The organism is Pseudoflavonifractor sp. 60 (assembly GCF_009911645.1).
GTDB lineage: Bacteria > Bacillota > Clostridia > Oscillospirales > Oscillospiraceae > Lawsonibacter.
The window spans coordinates 46,624-62,901 of sequence record NZ_QWKI01000076.1 but is presented as its reverse complement, the minus strand read 5'-3'; the positions used below and the strand labels follow the sequence as shown (position 1 = coordinate 62,901).

Below are 16,278 nucleotides of genomic sequence, written 5' to 3'. Positions count from 1 at the left end.
TGTGTTGCTTTTTTCTCCTTCCTCTATGTCCACAAATTTATTTCATTTTCCTATTGACTTTTCCTTTGCAGACTTTTTAGATATAAAAAGACGTTCCTCTCGGAACGCCTTTCAGTGTAACTGTTACTATATTTCTTGTTTTTTTTACCGTATTTTTAAGTTCATTACTATTAAATGCAGGAAAACATACCAGCAAAATCAATTTTTTAATGTGTAGATACAAATAGCGTGTCACGAAATTCGCAAACAAACTTTTTCTGGCCGCCATGTGTCACTGTCCTCTTATTCTTGTCTGTTTTCGTCATTTCTCCGCTTTTTTCCCAACAATTTTTGTATCATAGAACCGTATCGCTATGCGTGGTTTTCTTTATACAAGAAAACTCCGCTGAACCCGGAAATTCAGCGGAGTTTGTTTGTTAGACTCGTTAACAGGAGCATTCCTTTTCCTCTGACCGTCGCCAGCTGTTTGAGCCTATGCAGCTGCGGGCCGGGTGTGCCGCCGTAGGATAAAAAATTTTCGGTGAGGCCTCACTTCGGTTTACAGAATGTCAATATGCTCCCCGCTGAGGGCCTTGTTCATACTGCGCACAGCACAGAACTTGCCGCACATAGAACAGGTGTCGTCGTGCTCTGGGGAGCGGTCCGCCCGGATGGCCTTGGCAGTCTCTGGGTCCAGGGCGCAGGCCCACTGCCCCTCCCAGTCCAGAGCCCGGCGGGTGTCCCCCATGCGGTCATCCATCTCCCGGGCCCCCCGGCCCCCCCTTGGCGATGTCGGCGGCGTGGGCGGCAATCTGGTCCATGGGCACGTGGCCGGGGCCCTCCGCCATCACCTGCACGTCCCTCTCCTAGGCCCGCTTAGTCAGCTCGCCCAGCCGGACCAGCTCCTCAATCTGGCACACGTCGGTGGCGTCAGCCAGACAGCCGGGACGGCAGGCGTCCCCCAGGGAGATGGTCACATCGTACTCCCGGCAGACATCCAGAATCTCGTCGTAGTACTCGTAGAAGGGGCTCTCCTCCCCGGTCATGCACATCCAGGCAAAGACCAGAGAGCCGCCCTGGGAGACAATGTTCATCTTCCGCTTGTGCTTCTTGATCTGGTCGATGGTCTTCCAGGTGATGCCGCAGTGGAGGGTCACAAAATCCACTCCGTCCTGGGCATGAAGGCGGATCACGTCGATGAAGTCCCTGGCGGTGAGGGTGTCCAGGTCCCGCTGGTAGTGGATGACGCTGTCGTACACCGGGACGGTGCCAATCATGGCGGGACACTCCCGGGTTCACGTTGATTTTGGTGCGCAGCATGGAGCCAATCCCCTCCGGGTCCAGGCAGGTGTGGTATCTGTTGGCGGGGATAACTGCCTTGCCGCTGGCCACCAGGGGCTGAAGCTCCTGGACGGTCATGCGCTCCTTTTTGGCCACCGCCTCCAGCTCCGGGGTTACAATGCCCCTGCGGGCGGCGTCCATCTGAGTGATGTAATTACGTTCCGTTCCGATCTTCCTCCTTATGATTTGGTAAAGGGCCCGCTGAGGGCAAAGGTGTGGTCCAGGAGCCCGCTGCCGCGCCCCAAATCCAGCATGGCGCCTAGCGCCCTGGACAGGTACTTCTTGGCCCACTCCACCGCAGTCTCCAGGTCCCGGCCCAGGGCCAGGTTGGAGGCGATGGCGCTGGACAGGGTGCAGCCGGTGCCGTGGGTGTTGGGGTTGTCAACCCTCTGGCCGTGGAACCACCGGCCCCGACCCTCCGCGTACAGGAAATCGCTGGCATCGTGGAGCCTGTGCCCCCCTTGCACAGCACGGCGCAGCCGCAGGCGTCATAGATGGCCCGGGCTGCCTCAAAATCTCCCTTTCGCATTGAAGTTTTATAGAGTGGCAGGAGGTGGTGCCCCCAACCCGCCGCTTTCTGGATTCAGCTGACCATTTGCTCCGCCAGAGCCCGCAGCTCCCGGCAGGTCCCCTCAATGTCCTCCGCCGAGAAGATGGCTGACACCAGGGCCACGCCGTCCACGCCGCTGCCGGCCAGCTTGAGGAGGTTGCCCCGGTTGATACCGCCGATGGCCACGACGGGCACATCCACTGCGCCGCAGATGGCCCGCAGTGTGTCGTTGGACATTTGCTCCACATCGGTCTTGGTGCTGGTGGGGAACACCGCGCCCAGCCCCAGGTAATCTGCGCCGTCCCGAACGGCCTAGCAGGCCTCCTCCACCGTATGGACGGAGACGCCCAGGAGCATATCCTCCCCGATCCGGCGGCGGACCTCACCCGCCTCCAGGTCCTCCTGGCCCACATGGACGCCGTCCGCCCCGCAGACCACGGCAACTTCCACGTTGTCATTGATAATGAAGGGGACGCCGTACCGGCGGCACAGGGCACAGAGCTCCCGCGCCTCCTGGAGGAACGCCCCCTCGTCCAGTTCCTTCTCCCGCAGCTGCACACAGGTCACGCCCCCCTTAGGGCCGCCTCCACCTGCTCATAGAGGGACTGCTTCCCCGTCCAGGCCCGGTCGGCGACGGCGTAGAGCAGCATATGCCGCTTATCGCACCTCATACTTCGCCCCTTCCTCCAGCGCCGCCGGGGTCAGACGGTACATGGCGTCAATGATGTAGCTGCGATAGGAGGAATTGCCGTCCAGCCCGGTCATACGGCGCCAGGCGATCTCCCCGCACAGCCCCATGGCGCACACGGCGGCGGCTGCGGCCTCCAGAGGGCGGTCCGAGTTGGCGGCGACGAAGGCCGCTGTCAGGGCGGAGAGCTGGCAGCCGGTGCCGGTGATGGAGGACATCTCCGGGCGGTCGTTGCGGATGCAGAGGGCCCGCTCCCCGTCTGTCGCAATGTCAATGGCTCCGGTGACGGCAGTCACCGCTCCGCTCCGCCTGGCAAAGTCCACCGCCCCGTCCAGGTTCTCCTCGTCCACCTTGTCCGCCACGTTGGCGTCAACCCCCTTAGTGGTGCCGCTGCCCAGCGCCAGGGTCTTAATCTCTGAGATGTTGCCCCGGACCGCCGCAAACTTTACCTCCCGCAGCAGCCGGAGGGCGGTATCCGTGCGCAGCGCGGAGGCCCCCGCCCCCACCGGGTCCAGCACCACGGGATGGCCCAGCTCATTGGCCCTCTTCCCGGCGGCCAGCATGGCCGGGATGGTGCGCTGGTTCAGGGTCCCGATATTGATGTTCAGCCCGCCGCAGATGGCCGTGACCTCCACCGCGTCCTCCGGGTCGTCCGCCATAATGGGCGAGCCGCCGCAGGCCAGCAGCACGTTGGCGCAGTCGTTGACGGTGACATAGTTGGTGATGTTGTGGACCAACGGGGACTTTTGACGGACATTATCAAAAATCTGCTCAAACATATCATTTACTCCTTTGTTCTGAGAGAAAGCGGCGCTTCCCCTGGTGATGACGGGCAGGAGACCTGCCGGTTGGAAAAGTCGGTCGAGGCTCACTGGCCCCCTCTCACGCCGGAACACAGCTTCCCATCGCTGTCATATAAGGTCCAGGGTGCTCCCCCTCAACCCGCCGCAGGCACACTGCGGTTGCCGTTCCCACATCCATTCCCGCTAAAAACGAAACAAAAACAGGGAGCACCTGTGTACGGTGCCCCCTGAAAAAGTACGGGTTCCTGAGACTTCCTCCGGCGGCATTATCCGCATCAGGTTCAAGGGTCGAAGGTTTACCTTCCTCTCAGCCTGTCACACAAGCTCCCCTGTTATGTTGTGATGGAGAGATTATACACTATCTCCCGCCAATAAACAAATAAAATTTTTCAGAATTGGAACGCTCCGACGCGTCCGCACCCTCTCTACACCTGGACCCGCTCAATGCCGCTTACGGCGGCCTGAACCATCGCCTCCACGTCCAGGGCCTGCTCCGCCGCCTCCAGCTCCTCCAGTGTGGGGCGCAGACGGGGGTGTCGGGGGGTAAAGACGGTGCAGCAGTCCTCATAGGGGAGGATAGAGGTCTCGAAAGTGCCAATTTTCCGGGCAATCTTCACAATATCCTCCTTGTCCATCCCCACCACCGGGCGGAGGATGGGCAGGGAAGCCACTGCGCCAGTGACGGCCATAGCCTCCATGGTCTGGCTGGCCACCTGGCCCAGACACTCGCCAGTGACCAGAGCCTTGGCGCCGCACCGCTGGGCAACCCGCTCCGAAATGCGCATCATAAACCGGCGCATCACCAGAGTAAACAGCTCCTGGGGACAGGAGCGGCGCAGCTCCTCCTGAATGGCGGTGAAGGGGACCACATGGACGGTGAGTTTTCCGCACCAGGGGGTGAGCAGGCGGGCCAGGTCCAGGACCTTCTCCTTGGCCTCATTGGAGGTGTAGGGGTAGGAGAAGAAATGGACCATCTCCAGGGCGACCCCCCGCTTGGCAATCATCCAGGAGGCCACCGGGGAGTCGATGCCCCCGGACAGCAGAGACACCGCCCGGCCATTGATGCCCACAGGCAGACCGCCGGCCCCCGGCTCCGGGTCGGCGTGGACAAAGGCGGCGTAGTCCCGGATCTCAATGTGAACGGTGAGCTCCGGATTGTGGACGTCCACCTTCAAATGGGGGTAGAGCTCATCCAGCTCCCCCCCCACATACTGGCTGAGCTGGATGGAGGTCATGGGGAAGGTCTTGTCCGCCCGTTTGGTCTCCACCTTGAAGGTCTTCGCCGAGGACAGCTTTCCGTCCAGGTACTCCCGGGCGGCGGCCAAGATGGCGTCCTTGTCCTTCTCACAGGCCCGGGCCCGGGACAGGCCCACCACGCCGAAGACCTTCGTCAGCGCCTCCCAGGCCCCGTCCATGTCGCACTCCTCCGTCATGGGCTCCACGTAGGTGGTGGACTGGCGGGTATACACCCGGAACTGGCCCAGGTTGTTCAGACGGCGGTAGATGTTGGCCTGGAGCTTGTCCTCAAAGCTGCGGCGGTTCAGCCCCTTCAGCACCATCTCCCCCAGCTTGAGGAGGATCATTTCGTTCATTTCAATCACCCTATTCCTTATTACAGAGCGGGACGGTCCTGGCACACCGTCCCAGAGAACAAAGACAGTGCGCGCTACTCAGATCGTTTTAAGGAGTTGAATCCTTTCGTTCCCAGTCCGGAATCGCCTTGGCCTGCTCATACAGGCGGATATAGCTCTGGTGGCGGGTTGCCGGAATCTCCCCCGCCTTCACCGCCGACAGCACGGCACAGCCCTTCTCCTTCACATGGGCGCAGTCCTGAAACTGGCACCCGCCCAGATAGGGGGCAAACTCCTGGAAGGAAAATTGCAGCTCCTCCTTGCGGGCCAGTTCCATTTTGTCCACATCAAAGGAGGAAAAACCCGGGGTATCCACCGCCAGCGCCCCGCAGGACAGGCGGAACAGCTCCACATGGCGGGTGGTGTGCCGGCCCCGGCCCAGCTTGTCGCTCACCTCGCCAGTGGCCAGGTTGAAGCCGGTCTCCAGTGCGTTGAGAATACTGGACTTACCCACGCCGGAGTTACCTGTAAAGGCACACACCTTGCCAGCCAGAAGACGGCGCAGTTCGGCAATCCCCTCTCCCGTCTCTGCGCTGACCCGCACAGTAGGGAAGCCCGCCTGCCGGTAAATTTGCTCCAGCGCCTCTCCCGGCTCCAGGTCGCACTTGTTGACGCAGATCAAGGTCTCACAGCCCCGGCTCTGGGCGATGGCGGCAACCCGGTCGATGAGGAAGGGGTCGGTGACGGGCACCGCCTGGGAGGCCACCACCACCAGCAGGTCGATGTTGGCCACCGCAGGGCGGTAAAACTCGTTTTTCCGGGGCAGAATCTCGTCCAGCGCACCGGAGCCGTTCTCCAGGGGGCTAAACCGCACTCGGTCCCCCACCAGAGGGGATATTCTGGCGTGGCGGTGCTTGCCCCTGGCCCGGCAGGCCGTTACAGACCTCCCATCGTCCACATAGTAGAAGCCGCTGAGGGCCTTTACAATCATTCCCTCGCTCATGGGGCACCAAAGTTTACTGTATGGGTAAAGGCCAAACCGCCATCCACGTAGATTGCCAGCGTCTTCGTCCCCTTCCCGGTTACAGTGATGTCAACCCAGGGGTCCATGGTGACATCGTGATTTTCGTTGTAGACCTCCGCGCCGTCCATCAGCGCCCGAATATTGATCGTTCCGCTGTAGGCCGACATATCAATGGTCTCCGTCTGGGTGATATTTCCAGGGTCCGAGACAGCAGGAGGATCAGGGGCCTCCTCCACTGGGGGCTGCTGGGTCGCGGGGTCGGGGCCCAGGCTGATGACCAGGTTGACCTCGGTGCCCTCGGTCACATCGGTCTTAGCCAGGGGGTACTGGCTGATGACCTTGCCCTCCTCTACCTCGTCGTCATACTCCTCTTGCTCAACATTACCCTGCTGCAAATTCTTATTGGCAATCTCGGCCAACGCCCTGGCCTTTGTCATCCCCACCAGCTCGGGCATAGGGAAGGGCTTATCCTCCGGCCCCAGGCTGACTACCATCTGCACCTCTGCCCCTGGCGACAGGGCTACTTCCGGCAGAGGGGTATAGGAGATAATGTGGCCCTTCTCCACTGTCTCGTGGTTCTCATACTGGGGCGGGATCACCGGCTTCAGCCCTGCCTGCTGAAGGAGGGCACAGGCAGCGGTGTACTCCATCCCGTCGATGTCGGGCATAGGAATAATCTCCGGTCCGCCACTGATGGTGACGGTAATCTCGGTGACCGTCTCCCCCACCTCTTTGCCCTCCTTGGGGTCCTGGGCGATAATGGTACCCGGCTCGGCGTCGTCAGTAACTGTCTCCCCTTTGATTAAGGTAAACCGGCCCAGTAAGTCAGCGTTGTCTTTAATCTCCTCATAGACCTTGCCAGTTAAATCAGGGACCGTATAGGTAACCGGGGGGCTGAACAAACCGGAGAAGACGGTATCCACCAGAACCTTGGCCACCACACCCACAAAGAGCAGCACAGCAGCCACCGCCAGCACAATGGGCCAGATGGCTCCCCGATGCGGAGGGTCGTCCAGGTCATCCTCATCCTCCTCATACCGGCTCCGGCGGCGCTGGGGGTAGTCCTCCTCCTGCCGGCGGCTGCGGCGCTGGGGGTAATCCTCCTCATACCGGCGCTCCCCCGTGCGGCTGGGCGCGGGGCGGACCTTGCGGGTGCGGTCCTCGTCCAGCTCCGCCTCCGGGTCAAACTCAGAGACGCTGTAGTCAAAGTTGATATTGGGATTTTTCCGGAACTCCTCCAAATCGGCCAGCATATCATCGGCGGACAGGTAGCGGTTATCCGGATTGGGGGCCATAGCCTTCATGGTAATGACCTCCAGTGCCTCAGGGATGGAGGGCTCCAGCTCCCGGGGGGACAGGGGAATAGAGTTGATGTGCTGAATAGCCACCGACACGGGGGTGTCCCCCTCGAAGGGCAGGCGGCCGGTAAGCATCTCGTAGAGGACCACGCCGGCGGAGTACAGGTCGGACCGGCTGTCAATGTGGCTGCCCCGGGCCTGCTCGGGGGAGATATAGTGGACCGATCCCAGGGCCTCCTGGGTCAGAGTGCTGTGCCCGCCGGAGGCGACCCGGGCAATGCCGAAGTCGGACACCTTCACGCTGCCGTCCCGCAGGACCATGATATTGTGGGGCTTGATATCCCGGTGAATAATGCCCCGGCTGTGGGCGTGGCCCAGACCCTTGATGATCTGGGTTATAAAATGCAGGGCCTCCCGCCAGTTCAGCTTGTTGCCCTTCTTCTGCATATATTGCTTCAGAGTTATGCCGTCGATGAGCTCCATAACGATGTACTCCAGCTCAGAGGACCGGCTCACATCATAGACCGCCACAATATTGGGGTGGGACAGCATGGCAATGGCCTGGGATTCGTCATGGAACCGGCGGCGAAATTCCGCATCCTGGGCCAGGTCCTCCCGCAGAATCTTGATGGCCACCAGCCGGTTCAGCCGGTGGCATCGGGCCTTGTACACCTTGGCCATACCGCCGGTCCCCACCAGCTCCAAAATCTCATATCTGTTATCGAGTAATTTACCGATGTACTGATCCATGGTAAATATCCTCCTTATCATTCACTCAGCGGCCGGTAAAACGCCAGCCGGACCATAGGAAAACAGGGCTCCTCCCCCGGTCAGCGCTTTACCAGTACGGCGGTCACGTTGTCCGGCGCCCCCCGGCTCAGGGCAATCTCCAGCAGACGCTGACAGCAGTCCTCTTCACTGCCGCCGTGGATGACCTCGTAGAGCATCTCCTGCTCGTTGACCACGTTGCTCAGCCCGTCGCTGCACAAAAGCAGATAGTCCCCCTCGCTCAGGGGCTGCCGGAAGCAGTCGGCCATCAGCACAGGCTCCGCCCCCAAGGCCCGGGTTATCAGGTTCTTGTGGGGGTGGGTACGGGCCTGCTCCCGGGTCAGCTCCCCCCGCTCCACCAGGTCCTCCACCAGGGAGTGGTCCCGGGTCACCAGCACAATGCCGTCGCTGTTGATGTGGTAGCAACGGCTGTCCCCCTCGTTGAGGATGACCGCTTCCAGAGTGCCGGCCAGCGCCGCCACCATGGTGGTGCCCATACCGGCGCACTCCGGGTCGTGGACAGAGTGGTGGAAAATCGCCTGGTTGGCCTTGGAGGCAGCATGGCCCATCCGCTCCTCCTCTGGCCCCTCCTGGCCCGGCTTGAGGAACTCCTCCATGAACAGCTCCACTGCCATGGTGCTGGCCACATTGCCCGCTCGGGCGCCTCCCATGCCGTCGCACACCAAGGCAATAACCCGGCCGTCGGTCAGGACCTGGGCCGCGTAGGAGTCCTGATTTTGCTGCCGCACCGCCCCCCGGTGGGTCACTCCCCATACCTGCATCGCGTTCAACCTCGTTTCTGCCGGAAATTCGGCTTTGTCTCTAAGCTCCGTTCCCCCATGGCCTTGCGCCGCAGCTGGCCGCAGGAGGCGTCAATGTCTCCCCCCAACTTCCGCCGGACAGTGACGGTGACCCCATACCCCTCAAGCCGCTTCTGAAACGCCGCGACCCGGCGGCTGGGCTTGAGGGGACTCTCCTCCACCTCGTTCAGAGGGATCAGGTTCACATGGGCCGGGGCGCCCCGCAGCCGCTTTGCCAGCAGGTCAGCCTGCCAGCCGGCGTCGTTGACCCCGTCGATCATGGCGTACTCATAGGAGATGCGCCGGCCTGTGGTCTCAAAATACCGGCGGCAGGTCTCCAGCAGTCTCTCAACCCCAACGTGCCGGTTCACCGGCATAATCTTGCTTCTGGTCTCGTCGTCGGGGGCGTGGAGAGAAACCGATAAAGTCAATTGTAACTCATACTGGGCCAGTTTGTCAATCTGCTCCACCAGTCCGCAGGTGGACAGTGAGATGTGCCGCATTCCAATATTCAGCCCATCGGGGCTGTTTACCAGGGTCAAAAATCGCAAAACCGTGTCAAAATTGTCCAGCGGCTCTCCAATTCCCATTAAAACAATGTTGGAAACGGGCGCTCCGCTGTCCATTTGGGTGAAAAGCACCTGGTCGATCATTTCCGCCGCCGTCAGGTCCCGCACCTTGCCGGCGATGGTGGAGGCGCAGAAGGCACAGCCCATGCGGCAGCCCACCTGGCTGGAGATACACACCGTATTGCCGTGCTGGTAGCGCATGAGCACCGACTCCACACAGTTGCCGTCGGCCAGCTCCCACAGATATTTGATGGTGCCGTCCTGGGCTGACACCTGCTTTCGGGCAACCCGGGGCGGGACCAGAACACAGGTCTCCTCCAGCTTCTGCCGCAGCTGTTTGGACAGGTCGGTCATCTCCTCGAAGGAGGTCACCCCCCGGTACAGCCACTTGAAGATCTGTTTGCCCCGGAAGGCGGACTCCCCCTGGTCCTTCATCCAGGCGGTGAGCTCCTCCAGCGTCATAGATTTTATGTCAACCAAAGAGTTTCACTCCTCTTTGCGCAGTTTACTGATGAAAAATCCGTCCGTCCCCTGCCGGTGGGGCCAGAGAGTTGCCATCCCCCGGTGGACCGCACCAACGGGCCCAGGGAGTGTAAAGGCTTCTGCCTTGTAAGCCGGATGGTCCTTTAAAAACGCCTGGACCACCTCCTCATTTTCTCGCCGCAGCAGGGTACAGGTGGAGTAGACCAGCAAGCCTTTTGGCTTTACATACCTTGCAGCCACGTCTAAAATGGCCTGCTGGACCTGGGGCAGGCCGGCCAGGGGGGCGGGGTCCTTGTAGCGGATGTCCGGCTTCTTCCGGATGACCCCCAGACCGGAACAGGGGGCGTCCACCAGGACCCGGTCAAAGGCGTTTTCCCACTGGGGCCGGAAAACCTTGCCGTCGGCGGTCATAGGAAAAATATTGGTCAGACCCAGCCGGCCGGCTCCAGCCTGGATCAGCTTTTTCTTGTGGGGGTGGAGGTCGCAGGAGGTCACCTCTCCCCTGCCCTCCATCTGTATGGCACAGGAGAAGCTCTTGCCTCCAGGGGCGGCGCAGCAGTCCAGCACCTTCATGCCGGGCTGTGGCTCCAGCGCCAGCGCGGCCAACTTGCTGGCGGGGTCCTGGATGTAGAACTCCCCTTGTTGAAAGGCCTCCAGCCGCTCCAGATTGCCCGTCTTGGAGAGGGTCAGACAATCGTCCAGCCAAGGGTGGGGCTCCACTTGAACCCCCTCCCCCTCCAGGGCGGCGGTCAGAGCCCTGGCGGTGGTCCTGGTGGTGTTCACCATGGCGGTGATGGGGGCACGGCTATTGTTGGCGGCGAGCAGCTTAGCTGCCTCCTCGCTGCCCAGCACCGTAAGGAACTCCCCCACCAGCCACTCCGGGTGGGAGTAGAGGGTCGACAGGTATCGAACCGGGTCGCCTCGGGGAATGGAAGGCAGATTGTCAGCGCTGCGCTCCAGATTGCGCAGAATGCCGTTGACCATCCCAGGGGCCCGGGAGTTTTTGCAGTGCTTTCGGGTCAGCTCCACAGAGGCGTTCACCGCCGCGCTGTGGGGGATCTTGTCCAGGAACAGCATCTGGTAGGCCCCCAGCCGCAGAGCCTGGACCACCCGGCCCTCCATCCGCTTCAGAGGCAGATTGGAGAAGTGGGACAGGTAGAAGTCCAGCAGCAGCTGGTTTTGCAGCACGCCGAAGCACAGCTGAGTGGCCAGCGCCCCATCCCGGCTGTCCAGCTTGGCGGCGGCCAGCTGCTTCTTCAGAATGGCGTCCGACCATCCCCCCTGCCGCTGGCAGTCGTTCAGCGCCAGCAGCGCCGCTTCCCGTGCGTCCATGCTGCTCACCTACCTTTCTTCTTCTTTTTCTTGAAAGAAAAAGAAGCAAAAAGAACTTTTAGAAAAAACTTCGTTTTTTCTCCTAACATCCTAAAGAGAGCACTAAACTATCTTCATGGGTGATGACCACCACCCAGTCCATAGTTCCATCGAACACGTAAGCGTCTACGCTTTCCCAGGGCTCCAACTGCTGTACATAGTCCACAACCGCGGAAAATGTAGTTCTATACAGCAGATTTTCTGGCTCCTGATAAAAATACACCTGCTTATCATCTGGAATACCCAGCTCAGTAATTTTTTCAACAGGCAGGCAGCGCGGTTTATATTGGGCTAAAAAGGAGTTCCACATCAGAACAACCCGGGCCAGCCGCTCCCGGTCTACATAGCGGTCACGAAAGCGCTCCATAATCCATTGCGGCTCAAGCATCCGGCCATAACTGGAAAAATCCCACATACTACTTCACCCGAAGCGTCGCATCCCTTACTCCCATGTTTATCCAGCCTTTCCTCTGTGCCCTCGCGGGCGGGCCTTCTTTTTCTTGTAAGAAAAAGGACTTTTGGAAAAAACTCCGCCTGCGGCTGCGTTTTTTCTCCAAATACTGAGAGATTGCTCGTTATGAGAGAAACCGCCACTTCAAATGTCTGGCGGTAATCCAAGTCCCCTGGTGGGTTCGATCTGCCGTTCCCAACTCGCAGTCAGCAAAGAAAATCTCTTCATTCCCTGCCAAAAGGGTACAGTCGAAGATGTCTCCCAGATAATTTTCTCCCGGGGGACGAAGGTTCAGGGCGGTCACCCCCTCGAAAACCAGTTCCATCGCAGGACACCACTGACTGTGGAGCGTCACCGTAACCCGGCGCAGCTCCGGGAAGTGCATTGCCCCCTCTTCATCCACATAGTTTCCGCTCTCGTACAGAATGGAGTGGATGGTGGAGTCGTGGAGGCCGCAGGTCTTCTTCAGAAACCGGTCTGCATCCTCTTGTGTCTGAACCGTATTCCACATGGTTCTCTCCTTATCGCCGGTCAATTGGGTTCCCCGCCAGATAGGCGGCGGCGGTCATCTGCTTTTTGCCGGGGGGCTGGAGCTCCAGGATGCGCAGGACGTGAAAATCGCCGCAGGCCACGTCGATTCCCCGCTTACTGGCGGCAATAATGGTGCCGGGGAGGGCGTCGGTATGCTTCTCCACCACCTGGGCTCCCCACAGCTTCATCGGCACACCGTTGATGATATCGGTGGTTGCTGCCGGCCAGGGGATCAGGCCTCGGATATGGTCATAGATCATCTGAGCGCTCATGGTCCAGTCCACCGGGGACATGGACTTGGACAGCATGGGGGCCAGGGTTGCCTGTTCGGGGTCCTGAGGGGTCCGGGCGGCGGTCCCCTCCGCAATTTGGGCCACCGCCTCCACCAGCAGCTCCCCGCCCAGCACGGCCAGACGGTCATAGAGGGCGGCGGCGTCCTCCGTCTCTCCGATGGGGGTTGCACGCTGGAGGATAATATCCCCGGCGTCCAGCTCGTGGACCACATCCATAATGGTGACGCCGGTCTCGCCGTCTCCGTTGAGGATGGCCCAGTTGATGGGAGCGGCCCCCCGGTATTTGGGCAGCAGCGAGGAGTGGACGTTGATACAGCCCTTGGGGGGCAGAGCTAAAATATCGTCGGGGAGGATACGTCCGTAGGCCGCCACCACGATCAGCTCCGGGGCCAGCTCCTGGAGAAGGGCCAGGGCGGTTCCGTCCCGCAGCTTCTCCGGCTGTAACACCGGGATATCATAGTTCTGCGCACACACCTTGACCGGTGTGGGCTGGAGCTTATTCTGGTGCCGGCCCACGGGCTTGTCCGGCTGGCTGAAGACCCCCGCCACCTGATGGCCGGCCCTCACCAGCGCCTCCAGAGAGGGGACCGCAAAGTCCGGGGTTCCCATAAAGACGATTCTCATCTTCTCCTCCTGGCGCCTCTTCTTCCGGCGCGCCGCTTTTTGCTCTCTCCGGCCCCCTGCTCCTCCTCCGCCATCATGGCGTCCACTTCCTCGGCGGTATAGAGCCGGTCCACGTGCTCATCGTACATATGGCCCTCCAAATGCTCCAGCTCATGGCAGAAGCAGCGGGCGGCCAGCTCGGCCCCCTCTGTCTCAAACCAATTTCCATACCGGTCCTGGGCTCGGATCTTGACCCAGTTGGGCCGCTTCACATAGCCCCACATCCCGGGGATGGACAGGCAGCCCTCCAGACCGTCCTGCTCTCCCTGCTGAGCCACGATCTCCGGATTGACCAGCTCAATCATCTCGTCCTTCTCCGGGTCGGGCACCACAATGACTGCCCGGCGCAAAATCCCCACCTGAGGGGCTGCCAGGCCCACGCCGCCGGCGTCTTCCAGCGTCTCCTTCAAATCATCCAGCAGGTCGGCCAGCTTGCTGTCAAATCTGGTCACCGCGTGGCACACCTTGTGCAGTGTGGGGTCTCCTTGGGTCAAAATCGTCCTGATTGCCATACATCCTTCTCCTTTGGACTTTTTATCTCTCCTTTTCTGGCAGAAAAGAAGCAAAAGAATATTGTTCTTGGGACGAAGTCAGCTGCTGTAGGGGTCCGTGTCGGCATAGACCGAGACACCCTTGTTGTCCTTGTCCTTATGAGCAGCCCTCAGTAAATAAGCCAGCAAAGTTCGGAACTCTCTTCCAGGCTGGCCGGTAAGCGTCAGCCGGTAGCGGTAGCGGTTATTTACCTTGGCCACCGACGCCGGCGCGGGCCCCAGCAGCTGCCACTGGCCGGGCAGCTTGGGCAGTTCCTCCTCCAGCGCCCGGCGCAGGCGGGTACAGCACCGCAGAACGGCCCCCTCCTCCAGCCCGGAGGCGGTCACCACTATATGCTGGGCAAAGGGCGGGTCCCGGCGCGTTCGGCGCAGCTCGATTTCCTGGGCGTAGAAGCTATCATAGTCCTGGGCGGCGGCACAGCGGATCACGTCGTTGTTAGGGGTGAAGGTCTGGATCACCGCCCTCCCCTGCTTCTCTCCCCGGCCCGCCCGGCCCGCCACCTGGGTCAGGAGGGAAAAGGTCCGCTCCCCCGCCCGGAAGTCGTCCACATAGAGGGACAGGTCGGGGGCCACAACCCCCACCAGGGTTACATTCTCAAAATCCAGCCCTTTGGCCACCATCTGGGTCCCAATCAAAACGGGGATACGCTGCTTTTGAAACCGCTCCAGCAGCTTCTCGTGGGGGTTGGCGGCGGAGATAGTATCCGCATCCATCCGCAGCACTTCCTCCCGGGGGAACAGCTCCCGCAGCTCTGACTCCACCTGCTGGGTCCCGGTGCCCACAAAGTTCAGCAGTCCCCCGCAGACGGGGCAGGCCGGAGGCAATGGCCGGGAAAAGCCGCAGTGGTGGCACATCAGCCGGTGGTTGGCCGAGTGGTAGGTCAGCTTGACGGAGCACCGGGGGCACTCGGGCACCTCGCCGCACTCCCCGCAGGACACCATACGGTTTGCCCCCCGGCGGTTAAGAAACAAAATGGCCTGCTCCTGCCGCCGGAAATTTTCCTCCAGCTCCCGCCGCAGCACGGAGCTGATGGACCCGGCATTGCCCTGGCGCAGCTCCTCCTTCAGGTCCACAATCAGCACCTGGGGCAGAGACTTCTGGTTGTAGCGGTGTTTCAGCTGAAACAGACCGATCTGCCCCGTCTGGGCCTGGTACATGGTCTCCACCGACGGGGTTGCCGATCCCAATACCAGCAGGGCGTTGTGCTGGACACAGCGGTATTTCGCCACATCCCGGGCGTGGTAGCGGGGGACATTCTCTGATTTATAGCTGCTCTCCTGCTCCTCGTCCAAAATGATAAGGCCCGGGTCGGACAGAGGGGCAAAGACGGCGGACCGGGTCCCGATGACCACCCGAGCCTCCCCCCGGCGGACCCGCTTCCACTCGTCGTACCGCTCTCCCACCCGGAGGGAGCTGTGGAGCACCGCCACCTGCTGCCCGAAATGGGCGGCAAAAATCCTCAGCAGCTGGGGGGTCAGCACGATTTCAGGCACCAGCACCAGGGCGGATTTCCCCCGGCTCAGTGTCTGCTGAATGAGGCGGATGTAGACCTGGGTCTTGCCGCTACCCGTAACCCCGTAGAGCAGGGCGGCGGCGGGGCCCTCCTGCCGGGCCAGCGCGTCCAGCCCCTCAAAGGCCGCCTGCTGTTCCTCATTGAGCACCGGCGGCGGAGCCGGCGCCACCTCCGTCAGCGGGACAGAGCGCAGCACCTCCTGTTTCTCCAGGGTCAGGACCCCGTGCCGCTCCAGCGCCCGCACGGTGGCCATGGAGGCGCCGGTGTAGTAGCACAGCTCCTTGGCCGAGGCGGCCCCCAGGGTACACAGCAGCTCGGTCACTGCGTACTGGAGGGGGGCGGATCGCCGCTTGGCACTTACCATCGCCATCGCGTCCTCCGCAGAGACAGCCAGCACCGCCAGTTTCTGGGTCTTGTCTCCCACTGCCCGCTGGGCGGCGGTCTCCACTGAAACTGCCCCCGCCTCCTTTAGTCTCCTTAGGGCAGGGCCGGGGTCTCGGGTCCCGAAAGCCAGCCTGATCTGCTCCATGGTCCCCTCCCCGCCCCAGCTCCATAGCAGCTCCAGCAGGCGAAGGGCGGCGGGAGAGTCCCCGGCCAGGGCATGGGACTGTTCCCGGTCAATCCCTGGCTGGATTTTCACGCAGTCCCGCAGAGAGAAGTACAGCCCCGCCGGCAGCATGGCCTTGACACAGTCGTAGACGGTGCAGAAGCAGCGCTCCCGCATCCACAGGGCCAGCTGGATATGGTGTTCGTCCAGTACCGGCTCCTCATCCAGCACAGCGGTGACGGATTTCAGCGGCGGCCCGGCGGAGGGAGCCTCCTGCACCGACAGAACAATGCCGTCTGACCCCCGATTGCCGGCAGCGAAGGGGACCAGGACCCGCATTCCGGTCCGCAGGCGTGGAACCAGCTCCTCCGGTACCCGATAGTCGTAGGGCTTGTCTATGGCGTAGATCGCCTTGGCCACAGCCACCTTTGCGATTGTCCTGCCCAATGGCCGCTCCCCCCTGTCCCAAATCTGGACTCCTTT

12 protein-coding genes, 3 pseudogenes and 1 riboswitch are annotated in these 16,278 nt (G+C 61.3%); all 15 genes and pseudogenes read right to left on the bottom strand.

Going from position 1 to position 16,278, the window contains the following annotated elements; genetic code table 11:
- Window positions 1-538 precede the first annotated feature (538 nt).
- Window positions 539-1,461: pseudogene (locus D1646_RS08895) on the bottom strand (phosphomethylpyrimidine synthase ThiC).
- Window positions 1,462-1,499: 38 nt separating this feature from the next.
- Window positions 1,500-1,831, bottom strand: a pseudogene (locus tag D1646_RS08890) (bifunctional hydroxymethylpyrimidine kinase/phosphomethylpyrimidine kinase); the annotation flags it as partial.
- 72 nt (window positions 1,832-1,903) lie between these two features.
- Window positions 1,904-2,541: pseudogene (thiE, locus tag D1646_RS08885) on the bottom strand (thiamine phosphate synthase).
- A complete protein-coding gene (gene thiM / locus D1646_RS08880) occupies window positions 2,528-3,337 on the bottom strand; it encodes a hydroxyethylthiazole kinase (protein WP_160636120.1) in 810 nt (269 codons plus the stop codon). Before thiM ends, thiE begins: the two are co-directional and overlap by 14 nt.
- Before the next feature lie 259 nt (window positions 3,338-3,596).
- Window positions 3,597-3,702, bottom strand: a riboswitch (TPP riboswitch).
- An 84-nt stretch (window positions 3,703-3,786) separates the two neighbouring features.
- Complete coding sequence (thiI, locus tag D1646_RS08875; RefSeq protein ID WP_160636119.1) at window positions 3,787-4,953, bottom strand: tRNA uracil 4-sulfurtransferase ThiI; 1,167 nt, start codon at window positions 4,951-4,953, stop codon at window positions 3,787-3,789.
- Between the two features lie 88 nt (window positions 4,954-5,041).
- Complete coding sequence (rsgA, locus tag D1646_RS08870) at window positions 5,042-5,935, bottom strand: ribosome small subunit-dependent GTPase A (RefSeq protein ID WP_160636118.1); 894 nt, start codon at window positions 5,933-5,935, stop codon at window positions 5,042-5,044.
- The gene (gene pknB / locus D1646_RS08865; protein ID WP_160636117.1) at window positions 5,932-8,004 is read right to left on the bottom strand and encodes a Stk1 family PASTA domain-containing Ser/Thr kinase; all 2,073 of its coding nucleotides are present in this window, start codon (window positions 8,002-8,004) and stop codon (window positions 5,932-5,934) included. The genes rsgA and pknB overlap by 4 nt, the downstream gene beginning before the upstream one ends.
- Window positions 8,005-8,084: 80 nt before the next feature.
- Window positions 8,085-8,804 (bottom strand): Stp1/IreP family PP2C-type Ser/Thr phosphatase, encoded by a 720-nt coding sequence (locus tag D1646_RS08860; RefSeq protein ID WP_160636116.1) that lies wholly within the window; start codon window positions 8,802-8,804, stop codon window positions 8,085-8,087.
- Window positions 8,805-8,809: 5 nt separating this feature from the next.
- The gene (rlmN, locus tag D1646_RS08855) at window positions 8,810-9,871 is read right to left on the bottom strand and encodes a 23S rRNA (adenine(2503)-C(2))-methyltransferase RlmN (protein WP_160636115.1); all 1,062 of its coding nucleotides are present in this window, start codon (window positions 9,869-9,871) and stop codon (window positions 8,810-8,812) included.
- 6 nt (window positions 9,872-9,877) lie between these two features.
- Complete coding sequence (gene rsmB / locus D1646_RS08850) at window positions 9,878-11,206, bottom strand: 16S rRNA (cytosine(967)-C(5))-methyltransferase RsmB (RefSeq protein WP_160636114.1); 1,329 nt, start codon at window positions 11,204-11,206, stop codon at window positions 9,878-9,880.
- An 82-nt stretch (window positions 11,207-11,288) separates the two neighbouring features.
- Complete coding sequence (locus D1646_RS08845) at window positions 11,289-11,660, bottom strand: hypothetical protein (RefSeq protein ID WP_160636113.1); 372 nt, start codon at window positions 11,658-11,660, stop codon at window positions 11,289-11,291.
- A 160-nt stretch (window positions 11,661-11,820) separates the two neighbouring features.
- On the bottom strand, window positions 11,821-12,207 hold the full coding sequence (locus D1646_RS08840; protein ID WP_160636112.1) for a hypothetical protein: 387 nt from the start codon (window positions 12,205-12,207) through the stop codon (window positions 11,821-11,823).
- Between the two features lie 10 nt (window positions 12,208-12,217).
- The gene (fmt, locus tag D1646_RS08835; protein ID WP_160636111.1) at window positions 12,218-13,144 is read right to left on the bottom strand and encodes a methionyl-tRNA formyltransferase; all 927 of its coding nucleotides are present in this window, start codon (window positions 13,142-13,144) and stop codon (window positions 12,218-12,220) included.
- Entirely contained in the window at window positions 13,141-13,695 is a 555-nt protein-coding gene (gene def, locus D1646_RS08830; RefSeq protein ID WP_160636110.1) for a peptide deformylase, read from the bottom strand. Before def ends, fmt begins: the two co-directional genes overlap by 4 nt.
- 78 nt (window positions 13,696-13,773) lie before the next feature.
- Window positions 13,774-16,242: a primosomal protein N' gene (gene priA, locus D1646_RS08825; RefSeq protein ID WP_160636109.1), complete on the bottom strand. Its 2,469-nt coding sequence runs from the start codon at window positions 16,240-16,242 to the stop codon at window positions 13,774-13,776.
- Between the last annotated feature and the right edge of the window lie 36 nt (window positions 16,243-16,278).